The sequence below is a fragment of the Nocardia sp. NPDC050793 genome, from assembly GCF_040654065.1.
Classification (GTDB): domain Bacteria; phylum Actinomycetota; class Actinomycetes; order Mycobacteriales; family Mycobacteriaceae; genus Nocardia.
The window spans coordinates 362,729-373,920 of sequence record NZ_JBFAHG010000002.1; the positions used below are offsets into that span (position 1 = coordinate 362,729).

The window sequence follows — 11,192 nt, forward strand, 5'->3', positions numbered from 1 at the left end:
GTCGGCGTCGATACCGCCTACCGGGAATTCATCAGCTCCCATTGCGTCGACAGCACTTTCAACCGCGCCACAATGTCCTCGGAACTCGACATGGAAATGTTCACGGTCGCGGCCCTACCGCCGGCCGCCGGAACGTACCCGCTGGCATTCGCATTGGCCCTCGCCGCCGCAGCAGCATCCCGCTGCTCGAGCATCTTCTGCAGGAAGAACGGGTCAGCGTTGAGTGCCTGCAGGAATGGACGGTTCACCGATGTCGAGCGTGCGTTCATGACGAACTCGCCGTCGGACAGCCACGCCGGAATCTTGTCGCCGATGGACGAACCGGGACCTCTGATGTCGCCGCCCGCCGCTCGCTGGACGGGATATTGCGGGTCGCCAGGGTAGTTCATGCGCACGGGGTAGTAAGTGACGGTCCGGTCCGTAACGACCTTCTCCGTGTCCTCATCGACCTTGGGGATGGCCCAGAACCCGTGGTAGACATTGCTGCTGTGGTAGTCGACGAAATCGGCGTCCTCGAAGTTCTGGTACCTCGGGTTGCCGTTTTCATCCTCACCGATACGCTGCCGCGCATTGCCATGGCCGGCGTAGACCATGGTGTGGCTGAGGAGCGGGGACCCGTCCTCGTTCTTCTCGCCGAAACTAACGAATACCAGATCACCGGGACGCAGTCCGGCATTGGTCAACGCGTTGGGATCGGGATTCCCGGTGATCGGATTGACGCTGATCGGTGCCAGCTGCGTTCCCGTCGGCCCACCGTTCGCATTTCCGTGTCCGTTGGCGATATAGCTGTACAACGCTTGAACATTCAGCCAGGGACGCGGCGCCGAATCACCTGCTTCATGCGGCGCCTCATTGCCGAGGTGGTTGTATTTCCGGTTGTAGGGATGCCAGCGGTCGGTCACCGCGAAACTGTCGTCGGCCCGCGAGGGATCGAACTGAAAACCTCCGGCGTGCAAAACCTGTGACGCGAAGCTCGTGCAGTCGCCGCCGCTCGCATCGTAGTTCGGATACTCCCAGTTGCTCATGATCGCCCAGTCATCGGCATATTTCACCGCAGTCTGACGATTCGGGTTCGGGTCCATGCCACCAGCAATCGGCACGGCGCCCTGCGCGGGGCGCAGAATCGAACCGAGGATCGAAGAACCGGCATTCAGCCACGAGTTCAGCAGCGCGGCAGGTTGATACGGCGAATCCAGCGTTGCGCTGATCGGCCGGATGCCAGAGTGGTCCTTCCAAGTCCACATCGTCGATAGCAAGGACTCGGCGCGCTGCCACTGCTTGTCCCTGACGCGATCTCGATAGCCCCTCGAATCCCCTTGCCCGAGGTCCTTGCCCTTGATCCACTCCAACACATTGTTATCGCCATCGGCATCGAACTCCGCATTGTACGCCGAGGCCAAGAATTGATTCAGGGTATACTTCTGCTTGATTTCGTCCGGCAGAGCCCCGGCATACGTTTCCTGCAAGTACTTGAGATAGTAGGCGGTAGTACGAACAGCCAGAGCGTCGTCGTTCGCGAGGTCGGACCATTCGTGATCATGAAATACGCTGGGATATTTCTCTTTGACTTTTTCGAAGGTGCGCTCTTTGACGTTGGTAATGCCCAGAGACCAGCCGGCCGGGTTAGTCATCCTGCCGACCCACGGGGTGTGGCCCTTCCCCCACTGATTCAAATCGTGCAGCGCTCCATCGTCATCGTGCTGGTCTGCCGCTTCCTCCAGCGCAATAGCCAGCACCAAGCGCGGATCGACCCCAGCCATCGAACCGCTGATCACCGAATCCCAGACCAGCGCGCGCTGCCCCGGCCGGAGCCTGTCCACCTTGCTCTGGTCCGGCTTCCTGTCGAAACTCGGCGGCGGCGTGTCCCACGTACTACTCATAGCTTTCCTCCTCACGGAATCCACCGCGCAACAACGAGATCAGTCAGATGGGCGGTCGAATGCGGCTGCGGCTATGCTGGCCGCGTGGAACGACTGGTCTTTGTCATTCCGTTGGTGTGCTGGCTGTTGGCGGCGCGGTCGCCGCGGTATCGCCTATGGGTAGGCGTCGCACTGGCGGCGATCGCGGTGACACAGCTGGTGGTGTCGTTCCTCGCTTGGACGCTGCGCGAGGTGCAGTACAGCGTCGAGGTGTTGCTGACCTTGGCTAGCATGGGCATCCTGGTGGCGGGTCTGATCGCCGACCGGCGAGCGGGTGGTATGGCTTCGCGTCGGACCGCGCTCGGTGGCGTTCTCGTCGTTCTCTACTGTGTGGCAAGCCCACTCGGTGTTTTGCTCATGCTGTGGTTCTGGTCGGACGGCTCGCCGTCCTATGGCGCGAAACCGGTTCCGGTGCCAGCCGCCGATCAGGTGCTGCCACTACCCGATGGCCTTGTGGTGCTCGCGGATTCGTCCTGGTGCTCGGAATCGCGACAAGGCCCGTGGTGCCACCGTGTCCTGTCCATCGGCAGTACCGACGGCACGACCGATAGCGGGGTCGCCGACCGCCTGCTGCAGCATCTGCGCGACTCCCGCGGATTGCCACTCGAGTTGTATTCCAGCGGTAGCGACGGCCGCGGATGGGACATGTGCAGGAACACGGGATGGTGGCTCGACCGTGCAGTCGAAACCATTGATCTCACAACGAGAACGCCCGGTCCGCAGCACGGGGCTTCAGCCACCGGCTGGCCCGAGGGCGCACCGGAAGGCTCGGTCACCGTGGTGACAATCGGTATGAGCCATCTGCAATGCGAAGCATGATGCCTCCTCATCGCGACGCTGGCGCGGCATGGTAATCGGACCAGTCCTCGGCGTTTCCAATCCTCTGTTCAGCTGATGAATACGTAGACGGTCAGTCCGGTTCCGACTGCCTGGCCGGCCCCGTTCTGGTGCATCTGCACATCGATCACGTCACCCATCAGCAGGACCGGCTGCGCCGTGATCGGGATGGAGATCGGAGATTCGGGGACCAGGTTCGTGCCCTCTGTTGTGGTAACGGCAGCGAAAGTCTGCAGGACCGTGCCATTGCGAATGTGGCGAACCGAGACGGTCACATTGTTGGTTGCCGCTCCGGTGATCGCCGAATAGCCCGGTGGGGCAACGAGTTCGACATCGGTAATGGTGTCGCCACTATAGAAGCCGGGGGAATAGACGCCAGCCAGGACCGTGGCGTCCGCGGCACCGGCCGCCTGAGCGGGCAAGATTGCCGAGAAGATCATCGGTCCTCCCAGGTGTATGCGGTGAATTGGTCAATGAGGGTTTGCATAGAGCGATCGCGATGTTCGTCGCGTACCTGATCCGCCGCGGTGACGGGGCGGGGCATGGGGCGGATGGCCGGCGGGTCGCCGCCTGCAGCTGCGATAACCGCGGCTTGCACGGCTTGCAGGGCATCGATGATCGAAAGCAGCAGGTAGGTATCGATCGTGTAGCCCTCGGGCGTAGGTCCAGCAGGCCTCGCCGATTCGTCCTCGTAGAGGTTGGCCGCTTCTTCGGCGATGACCATCTGTTCGGCAAGTTCGCGGTCCATCGACAGCGCCGAACGATACTGTGAACCGTGCGGCAGCCGGTCTTTGAACGCCCAGATGGTGCGCCAGTCGCGCGTGCGAATCGTGTTGGGCCCGAAGCAGTCCCGGACGTCGATGCCGCGCTCGAGCAAGTCGTAGTCGAGCGCGGCACCGAAGCGTTCCCAGAACTCTACGAGCCCGACGATCCCCCCGGCAGCTCCGAAGAGCCCTGGCCGAAGAGGTGGGCGTAGAGATCTTTCTGGAAGGCCAACCACTCATCCAGCGGCCGATCGGCGAAGAGCGCTTCGACGGCTTCGTACTGGCCACCCAGCACAATGGCCATCTGCTCGTCGTCGTTGTCGGTCCGGCGAAGGGCGAGCAGCTGGCCCCGGGTTACGGGCGGGATAGCGATGTCGTCGGTCAGGCGGTAGGGCGCGCGTCTGCGCGGGGCGAGCTCTTGCCGCAGCTCGTGGAAACGCCCGCCGACTTCGGCCTCGGTGGCCGCTTCGTGAGTGGTGGTCATGTCAGATCTCCGGGAATGTGTTGTGTTACTTGGATTTCGAAGTGCTGCGGCGTGAAGCCGCCTCTTCGACCTTGACCGCGTGGCCGAGCTTGTAGACGGCGTTGACGTACTCGGTGGCGCTGGAAACGATGTAGTCGTTCTCGCCGTCGGTCATCGTGACGGGGAATTCGCTGGGGATGGCGGACACTGGTGGACCCGCTTTCTTCTCCGGAAATATGGACAGGAAATGATGTGGGGCGTGCCATGACCGGAGACACATGACAGGCCCCACGCCCAGGCCGGAACCTGGGTGATCAGGGAAGGATTCGCGCTGCGACGAGCGGCGTCACGCCGCGGGGGCGATGCCGGTCTGCGCGACGATCTTCTTCCAGCCGAGGCCGCCGAAGCCGTGCGCGACGGCGTAGCCGGCGGTGTCGTCCTTGAACGCGACCATGGTCAGCTTCTGCGCGAGCACCTCGGTGGGGTTCCACTGCTCGCCGCCGAACTTGCTGACGGCGACCTTCGGCAGCACCTTGAACACGTAGATCGGGTCGGCGTCATTGCCGTCCTTGCCGATGATGATCGCCGAGTAGTAGGTGATCTGCTCCGAGGCGGGCTGCGGGAAGAACACCTCACCGGAGGCGGCGTTCGACTTGACCTGGGCCAGGTTCGCGCTGGTGGTCAGCTCGAGGGTCAGCGCGGTGGTCTGCTGCGGCTGGAACTCGATAGTGGTGATGTCGCTGGTGATGTCGTTGCGCACCGGCTGCAGTTCACCGTAGGCCTCGATCGGCGCTGCGGTGATGCCGCGGGCGAAGGCCACACCGGTCTTCTTGTCGATCAGGCCGACCGGCTTGAAAGCCGTGGGCAGCGTCTGCAGGGCGCCGCTGGCGTCGGTGAACGCCGTCGGCGCGGCGGTGTACCAGGGCGCGATGAACACCGCGGCGTCGAGCGGCTTGAGCAGCAGCGAACGCTGAGCGTTCTTGAGGGCCGTGAGGTTGGTGGCAGGCATGTGTCTCCATTCGAACGCCCGCGAATGCGGGCAGGGATTGAGGGAAAACGGCACTGCATGGTGCCGGTGAAAGGCCCTATCCGAGACAAGGTTTCGGTCCGCCTATTGGCGGCGGGCTTCGATCGAGAAGGCGATCTCGACCATCTGGTTGAGCGGATCGAGGTCGGGGACCTCGGTCAGACCGCGGCTGCGCCGCAGGATCGGCGGATGGAACTTCGGCTCGTCGGCCACGACCTCTTCGGCATAGTCGACGAGCACACCGTTGACACGGCTCGCGGGTGCGCCGAGCATCGCCGCACGGATCTGCACAGCGAGCTGCTGCGCCTGACCACGAGTCGTGCCGAAGGCGACGACGTTCACCTTCGCCTTGTAGGTGATCGCGTTGATGTCCAGTGTCCCGCCGACCTTGCGGACCCAGATCAGCGGCAACGCCGACTGCAACGCCGCTGACGTGGCGGGCAGCGTGGTGACGGTGGTGGCGATCGGGGTGAACAGGTCGATCATGAACTGTTCGAAATCGGGGAACTCGCCCGCAACTGGATAGGTCATCACACCGCTTCCGATGCCTGGCCGAGCGAAACGGTGGCGTCGAGGCTGCCCGCTGTCGGCTGCGGCGCGGGAACCGCCGCGTCGACGGTCATGGCTACGCCCTGTGCCAGGTTCGACAAGACGTCGATATCGGCTTTCAGGGTCGCGAGGCGGGCGACAACGGCCTTGATGTCGGTGACGATTTGTTCGACGAGGCCGAGAGAATCTTCGGTGGTAGGCACGATTTCTCCAAGAGTCGGGTTCACGGGTGCTCCGTGGAAACGAATACGTTCAGGTATGGGCCGATCCCTCGACGGACGGCGATCGGGGCCCCTCGGATTTCCAGGGATACGCGGTAGCTGGCGCATCCGCCCCGCGAACCCTGTTCTGGCACTGCGGATCACAGCCCGAACAGTGGCAGCAACAGCGGAATCAAATCGCTGATCAACTTGACGACGTCTGCGACGACGGTGAGCATTCTCATCACCCCCTCTCGGATCTCATCGCATGCGAAGAGAACAGGCGCGGCCCGCACAGAAACGGAATGATTTCTCGCGGTGCATGTTCCGGACGTCAGCGCACGTGAGACAGATATGTCAGCACGCGACTACTCAGCGCGTCTTTCGACGTTGTGGGGCCGTAGCCGTCGGATTTGATCACGTTGATGGTGGTGGTCCGGTCGATATCGGGACCGCCGCCGAGCCGCCCTTCGAGGGTGCGCAATTGCGGCTGAGACGCCATCGGCAATGGAGTGAGCCGTCGCAGCGCTTCGGCTTGCGTCGAGAACTGTTCGACGACGGCGCCTGCCATGCTGGTCAGCGCGGTGACGGCCGCGGTCGCGGCCGCGCCCGCCGGTCCGGTGACGGCACCGGCGAACGCCGCGACCGCTGCCTCCCCGCCTGCCGCTGTCACCTGGTCCCTGGTATTCCGGTAGATGTTGTACCAGCTGTGCCACTGCAGAAATGGGAAGAGCGAACCTGTTTGGGATGTAGACAGGAAGCCGCCGTCACTGCTTTCGGGTCCGTGCTCTTCCTCGACCGCACCACCCGCGGCGAACGCCTTCGGCTGGAGCGCCTTGGCCAGCATCTCGCCCCCTGTCGACGCTATGGTCGACCACTGGAGAAAGGGAGCCAACCTACCGGGACGCGTCGTCGCCAGAAACCCGTCGTCGAAATCTGGACGTCGGCCCTCCTCGACTTCCCCGCCGTCGGCAAAGCGTGGGAATTGCGAGCTGTTTCGCACGTCTTCGAAAAACATTGTTCAACCGTCCATGAGCTTCTACTCGTTACCGTGATTTCACTGCTTGGTTGGGATGCCCCACCCCCGGCTCGTAGCAAAACCGGGGGTGGGGCGGGCGCCCCGCGGCTCGGACCGTCTTCGACCGCGATTGCGTTGCGGGAGAAGGGAGCCTGCGAGGCGGGCTGGTAGTTCAGCGGGTGCGCGAGGAGTCGGGGACGATGCGCCCTTCCGCTATCAGGGTTCGCCGCGCTTGGTCTTTGCGGTGGCAGCAGTCGGTGGCGCATTCGCGGTGTACGCGCATGATCTGGTGGGCCAGGTCGACGGTGGGCGGCGTCGGGAGGGCGGTGTGAACGTTCAATTCCAGTAATTCACGGAGGGCGTCGTCGTCCATAGTTGCCTCCTCACGGGATGCCGACCGGACTCCAGTCGGTGGGATGGAGGCCCCGCCCCCGGCCTGGAGGGGCACGCCGGGGGCGGGGCGAACCCGGACGCCTGCGCCGTCTGCGACCGCGCACAGGGTGGCGGGAGACGGGCAGCGCGCCCGGGGCTATGCGGCAAGCTCTGCCCCGCTTGTCGATCGACATCGGAAGGGTTTCGGGGGCGTGCCGCATGTTCGATGGGAGCCAATAGCTCCGGTATGGCAGTGGCCCTGTTGCGTCCGAGGCTTCGAACACAACAGGGCCACGAGGAAATAGATCGAAAAGATCTGAGAGAGTGGAATTCCCAGTTGCTTCCGGGTGAAGGCGCAGCTCTGGCGCTGCACCAATCTTCACCTAAGACGATCCGGATGTCAACACACAATTTTCGCCTCGACGTGAAAAAGCTGGTGAGAGTGCATATTTTGGGCAGTGCGTGGCCTCGCAGGGTCTCGCGATTCACCGCTCATCGGTGCTCGGATCGTTCGATCGACCGGGCGATCATGTTGCGGCGTAGGTACGGCGTAGGACGAGCAGACCGTCCGTCGTCAGCCATCTCGACGGGAGCGCGGGAGATTTCGATGGTGCACATAGTTTTTCGATGCCGCACAGCGCCGGTGCTTATGTGAGGCGTGTGGTCGCTGCGTGCCGATCAGAGCCGGTGAGCGGCGTGAATTGCACTGGGGCGATCAGTGCGCCTTGGTAGGGCACGTGCGGACACCGGCTCAGTGATCCGACGGTTCCGGCCACGTCCTTTGGCATGAGGACCCAGGAAAAAGAAAATTGCCGCCAACCGGAGTAACCAGTTGGACGGCAACCATATTCAACAACGTAGGCACGGCGCGATCGTGGAACACGGGTCTAGCCGGCGCTGCTCCCCGCCTTGCGCCGCGACCTGCTGGGATAGGCGAGATGCTGGTCGAGAACCTCTCCCACGACGAACGTCTCGGGCCAGTCGGGAGCCCACGGGCCGGGCACGGGGGCGATCTTGCCCGCGTCGCGCAGCGTCTGAACGCGGCGGACTGTCAGGTTTCGGTATTCGGCCCCGAGTTCCTTCGCCAAGGTGGCGATGCCGGAGGCGTTGAGCCGGTGGGTGCGCGCCTGCTCGACCATCGAAGAATCGAAGACGCTATCGGTCGCCGGCGGGCAGACGATCATTGTCGCCGCGCGCACGGCCTGGCCGACTTCCTGTGGCGCGCTCGCGACGCCTTCGGTCATCGCGAGAGCGATCAGGTTCTTGTCGAGCCATCGCGACAGTCCGGCGGTGGTGGTCGAACCCGTGTAGTCGAGACCGCGTTGTTCGCAGACCAGCCGGACCCAGCCGACCAGCACCGCGTGCAGATGGTCCGCCGCGCGTGCGGCCGCCGGGTTGAAGGGCAGCGGTTGCTCGCTGGGGCGGTGGCGCATGCGGTAGTCGCCGCGGGCGCCGAGCTTGGCCTGCCGGGTCCGTGCTATCGCGAGATCCTCTGCGAGCTCCGGGATTTCGCGAAACAGTTCGGCGAGCTCGCGAATTTCGGCGCGGCTCAGATACAGCCGATTCGGCTCGTCGTTCACGCCCGGCCCCGCGGTGCGATTTCGGCATTGATCCGCTCGGCGAGCCGCTTGGCGTGGCCATGCCGGATGTAGTCCTCGGTGTGCCTGCCATCGAAGAGGTAGCCGCGAGCAAACGCCACGGCGCCGGACCAGCTTCGCCAATTCTGTGGCGACCACCAGCGTTGCAGCTGCCGCCGTGTGGCCCCGTCGAGCAAGCTCTGCCCCCACCGCAGCGCGTCCTGGGGAGACGACAGGCTGAAGTACGCGCTGAGGTCGGCGATCGAGCGCAGCGGGTTGCCCGCGGGCAGCGCGGTGATCGGATCACCGGGCGCGGCTGCCCAGTAGGTCGGGATGTTCGGCACATCGCGTTGGCCCGCGATGCCGTAGCCACCGGGGTCGACGCCGAGGCACTTACCCACCGGACGGAGCGGGTCGGCGATGAGCGCGCATGCGGCGACCCTAGAGAGCTCGTCTCGACCGAGCGAGGCCGCGAGGTCGCCCGCGATGGCGGCCCCTTGCGAATAGCCTGCCAGCACAAGGTGACCCGGCGACGCCTCGATCGCGGCGATCAGCGCCTTCCGACCTGCCACCAGGCTTTCCGCGTAGGGCATCGTCCTGCCGTAGTCCGCCGGATAGGAGACGATTCGCGGGCGGAAGCGCTTCGAGTCGAGGGCGTCGGCGAAGGCGGCGCTGATGCCGTCACCGTCTGGGTGCCACGTGCCCGGCACGATCAGAACGTCGAACGGCTCGGGTGCCGAGAGGGAATTCCACAGTGCGCGAATACCTTTGGTGCGCGACATAGTTAGACCTGCGACCTTTCATCGCTCGCGTGCGCGTCGGTGAGCCGATCCGAATCGGCGGCGCGCATTGCCCTGCCAGACCTCGCCATGCCGCCGAGTTCGGGCGAGGCGCCAAGCGTCGGGGTGTGCGGATCGCGGACGAGGACGAATGACTTCGCCCGCGTCGGGCAAACCGGTGCGGAAGCCTTCCGCTCGCGGGTTTTGGCCGCCTGCGCGAGCTCACCGAAGACACTCTCGAGCACGGCCGAGGCGGTAGCTGATCGATCGCCCGGCGAGCGAAATTTACCGTTCGACCGTGAGTGATTCCAGTCACAAAAGGTTTGAGAGATGTCAGGCGCGAAGCCTTTTGCACGTGTACGGGACCGCAACTGCCGGCCAGCGATCACTTCTCCCCCATCCCCGGGATCAGCTCGGCAGTCCGGCATCCAGCAAAGGCGGCGATGCGGGCGAGTTCGCAGAGTGTGAAGGAACTGTCTGCAACCAACCGCCGCTTCAGTACCGCGGCGGGTATGTCGACGTGTTTGACCAGGTCATTCAGACCGATCCCCCGCTTCGCAAGAACGTGTTGCACACGCTCCGCAACCATGTCATCCAAACGATCCATACGGGACACCCTAAGGTCCATATGGACCTCCTGCAATCCCAAACGGCACTTACATAGCTCCGCAAGCTTCGCCGCGAAGAGTAGATGAACCCTGCGACATGTCGTTTGCCAGGTAGCCATTCGGACCTCAGAATGGTCCATATGGGTGCGAAAGAGACGGCTTCGGGTATCAATCGTGCAGTGGGGAACGAGCTGCGAGCAGCGCGAGCGCGCCGCGATCTGACCCGCCAGCAACTGTCGGAACTGACCGGCCTCGCCGTCAGCACGATTCAGCGCTTCGAGAACGGCGAACGGTCACCCGACATGCAGCAACTGCACGCGCTGTGCCAGGCGCTGGAGATTCCCATGCGCGATTTCGTCACGATGGCGCTGAAAGACATCGAGCGCCCCGACTGAGCCACCACACCCACATCGATTACTGCCCGGGCCGACCTACGGTCCCGGGCAGTCGATCCCCGACCATGAAACGGTGCGTCGCACGGGGTCGAGCGACCCGCGCGGTATTTCAAGCGCAGCGCGAATCCGCCACGCCCTTGACCGCGGACTCGATAGCCACTTCGGCGTATTCGACCACGGCCTGGACCGTGTCGACGCCCATCACCCAGGAAGCAAGCACCACATCGCACAATGTCGCGGTGCCGTGCAGAATCCGTTGCGCCGCATCGTCACCGATCGCCGCGCCGAGTGCCGCCGCAGCGCCTACGCCCCGCCCCGTTTCCAACTCCGATACCGAGCCGATCTGGTCCACGACCACAGTTCCCCTTCATCTCAATGCTCGACTTCGAGCGCGAGCCTGGGACGAAAACTCCACTGTCGTCCCAGAATCACGGTAGTTATATCCCATCGCCGCGAACGAGGCTCACCAAAGTTGCCCTGCAACAGAATGTTTCGCCGATGAATCAGTGACAAGCGTCGCCTCGAGCCGGTAACTGACGGTTCGCGGTTGCCCTTCGTCGATCGACGCCGCCGCACTGCCCTCGGACCTTGTAACCCCAAATCCGGTCGGCCACAATGCTGAAGCCGCGCGGTTCGAAACGTCGCGACACCTAGAAGCGCCACATGCCCGACAAAACCGTCCAT

The 11,192-nt window shown here is 63.9% G+C and carries 16 protein-coding genes; 2 read left to right on the forward strand and 14 right to left on the reverse strand.

What is annotated here, in order from left to right; all coding sequences use genetic code 11:
* Nucleotides 1-17: 17 nt before the first annotated feature.
* Entirely contained in the window at nt 18-1,880 is a 1,863-nt protein-coding gene (locus AB0H50_RS07185; protein ID WP_357448155.1) for an amidase domain-containing protein, read from the reverse strand.
* Nucleotides 1,881-2,111: 231 nt separating this feature from the next.
* On the opposite strand from AB0H50_RS07185, the gene AB0H50_RS07190 reads away from it, so the two are divergent.
* The gene (locus tag AB0H50_RS07190) at nt 2,112-2,738 is read left to right on the forward strand and encodes a hypothetical protein (protein ID WP_357448157.1); all 627 of its coding nucleotides are present in this window, start codon (nt 2,112-2,114) and stop codon (nt 2,736-2,738) included.
* A gap of 68 nt (nt 2,739-2,806) precedes the next feature.
* Here the strand turns inward: AB0H50_RS07190 and AB0H50_RS07195 are convergent, their stop codons facing one another.
* The 12 genes from AB0H50_RS07195 to AB0H50_RS07250 form a co-directional block, all read right to left on the reverse strand.
* Entirely contained in the window at nt 2,807-3,196 is a 390-nt protein-coding gene (locus tag AB0H50_RS07195; protein ID WP_357448159.1) for a hypothetical protein, read from the reverse strand.
* Nucleotides 3,193-3,633, reverse strand: coding sequence for a hypothetical protein (locus AB0H50_RS07200; protein ID WP_357448161.1), 441 nt, complete (start codon nt 3,631-3,633; stop codon nt 3,193-3,195). The genes AB0H50_RS07195 and AB0H50_RS07200 overlap by 4 nt, the downstream gene beginning before the upstream one ends.
* Before the next feature lie 38 nt (nt 3,634-3,671).
* A complete protein-coding gene (locus tag AB0H50_RS07205; protein WP_357448163.1) occupies nt 3,672-4,004 on the reverse strand; it encodes a hypothetical protein in 333 nt (110 codons plus the stop codon).
* Nucleotides 4,005-4,029: 25 nt separating this feature from the next.
* Nucleotides 4,030-4,191: a hypothetical protein gene (locus AB0H50_RS07210; protein ID WP_357448165.1), complete on the reverse strand. Its 162-nt coding sequence runs from the start codon at nt 4,189-4,191 to the stop codon at nt 4,030-4,032.
* A gap of 138 nt (nt 4,192-4,329) precedes the next feature.
* Complete coding sequence (locus tag AB0H50_RS07215; protein ID WP_357448167.1) at nt 4,330-4,992, reverse strand: hypothetical protein; 663 nt, start codon at nt 4,990-4,992, stop codon at nt 4,330-4,332.
* A 102-nt stretch (nt 4,993-5,094) separates the two neighbouring features.
* Entirely contained in the window at nt 5,095-5,541 is a 447-nt protein-coding gene (locus AB0H50_RS07220) for a hypothetical protein (RefSeq protein WP_357448169.1), read from the reverse strand.
* The gene (locus AB0H50_RS07225; protein ID WP_357448171.1) at nt 5,541-5,762 is read right to left on the reverse strand and encodes a hypothetical protein; all 222 of its coding nucleotides are present in this window, start codon (nt 5,760-5,762) and stop codon (nt 5,541-5,543) included. Before AB0H50_RS07225 ends, AB0H50_RS07220 begins: the two co-directional genes overlap by 1 nt.
* 331 nt (nt 5,763-6,093) lie before the next feature.
* The gene (locus tag AB0H50_RS07230) at nt 6,094-6,606 is read right to left on the reverse strand and encodes a hypothetical protein (RefSeq protein WP_357448173.1); all 513 of its coding nucleotides are present in this window, start codon (nt 6,604-6,606) and stop codon (nt 6,094-6,096) included.
* Nucleotides 6,607-6,949: 343 nt separating this feature from the next.
* A complete protein-coding gene (locus AB0H50_RS07235) occupies nt 6,950-7,150 on the reverse strand; it encodes a hypothetical protein (RefSeq protein WP_357448175.1) in 201 nt (66 codons plus the stop codon).
* A gap of 886 nt (nt 7,151-8,036) precedes the next feature.
* On the reverse strand, nt 8,037-8,729 hold the full coding sequence (locus AB0H50_RS07240) for a hypothetical protein (protein ID WP_357448177.1): 693 nt from the start codon (nt 8,727-8,729) through the stop codon (nt 8,037-8,039).
* The gene (locus AB0H50_RS07245; RefSeq protein ID WP_357448179.1) at nt 8,726-9,508 is read right to left on the reverse strand and encodes an alpha/beta fold hydrolase; all 783 of its coding nucleotides are present in this window, start codon (nt 9,506-9,508) and stop codon (nt 8,726-8,728) included. The genes AB0H50_RS07240 and AB0H50_RS07245 overlap by 4 nt, the downstream gene beginning before the upstream one ends.
* 382 nt (nt 9,509-9,890) lie before the next feature.
* Nucleotides 9,891-10,112, reverse strand: coding sequence for a helix-turn-helix domain-containing protein (locus AB0H50_RS07250; RefSeq protein WP_357448181.1), 222 nt, complete (start codon nt 10,110-10,112; stop codon nt 9,891-9,893).
* Between the two features lie 141 nt (nt 10,113-10,253).
* Between AB0H50_RS07250 and AB0H50_RS07255 the strand changes: the two genes are divergently transcribed.
* Nucleotides 10,254-10,508 carry a helix-turn-helix transcriptional regulator gene (locus AB0H50_RS07255; protein WP_357448183.1) on the forward strand — a complete coding sequence of 85 codons (255 nt, stop codon included), beginning with the start codon at nt 10,254-10,256 and terminating at the stop codon, nt 10,506-10,508.
* 109 nt (nt 10,509-10,617) lie between these two features.
* On the opposite strand, the gene AB0H50_RS07260 is transcribed toward AB0H50_RS07255, so the two are convergent.
* Nucleotides 10,618-10,866 (reverse strand): hypothetical protein, encoded by a 249-nt coding sequence (locus tag AB0H50_RS07260; protein WP_357448185.1) that lies wholly within the window; start codon nt 10,864-10,866, stop codon nt 10,618-10,620.
* Nucleotides 10,867-11,192 lie beyond the last annotated feature (326 nt).

What these genes read in the sequence shown, in the direction of transcription:
- AB0H50_RS07250 (WP_357448181.1), bottom strand. Translation starts at nt 10,112, where the DNA reads ATGGATCGTTTGGATGACATGGTTGCGGAGCGTGTGCAACACGTTCTT.
- AB0H50_RS07215 (WP_357448167.1), bottom strand. Translation starts at nt 4,992, where the DNA reads ATGCCTGCCACCAACCTCACGGCCCTCAAGAACGCTCAGCGTTCGCTG.
- AB0H50_RS07195 (WP_357448159.1), bottom strand. Translation starts at nt 3,196, where the DNA reads ATGATCTTCTCGGCAATCTTGCCCGCTCAGGCGGCCGGTGCCGCGGAC.
- AB0H50_RS07255 (WP_357448183.1), top strand. Translation starts at nt 10,254, where the DNA reads ATGGGTGCGAAAGAGACGGCTTCGGGTATCAATCGTGCAGTGGGGAAC.
- AB0H50_RS07230 (WP_357448173.1), bottom strand. Translation starts at nt 6,606, where the DNA reads ATGCTGGCCAAGGCGCTCCAGCCGAAGGCGTTCGCCGCGGGTGGTGCG.
- AB0H50_RS07185 (WP_357448155.1), bottom strand. Translation starts at nt 1,880, where the DNA reads ATGAGTAGTACGTGGGACACGCCGCCGCCGAGTTTCGACAGGAAGCCG.
- AB0H50_RS07235 (WP_357448175.1), bottom strand. Translation starts at nt 7,150, where the DNA reads ATGGACGACGACGCCCTCCGTGAATTACTGGAATTGAACGTTCACACC.
- AB0H50_RS07245 (WP_357448179.1), bottom strand. Translation starts at nt 9,508, where the DNA reads ATGTCGCGCACCAAAGGTATTCGCGCACTGTGGAATTCCCTCTCGGCA.
- AB0H50_RS07205 (WP_357448163.1), bottom strand. Translation starts at nt 4,004, where the DNA reads ATGACCACCACTCACGAAGCGGCCACCGAGGCCGAAGTCGGCGGGCGT.
- AB0H50_RS07220 (WP_357448169.1), bottom strand. Translation starts at nt 5,541, where the DNA reads ATGACCTATCCAGTTGCGGGCGAGTTCCCCGATTTCGAACAGTTCATG.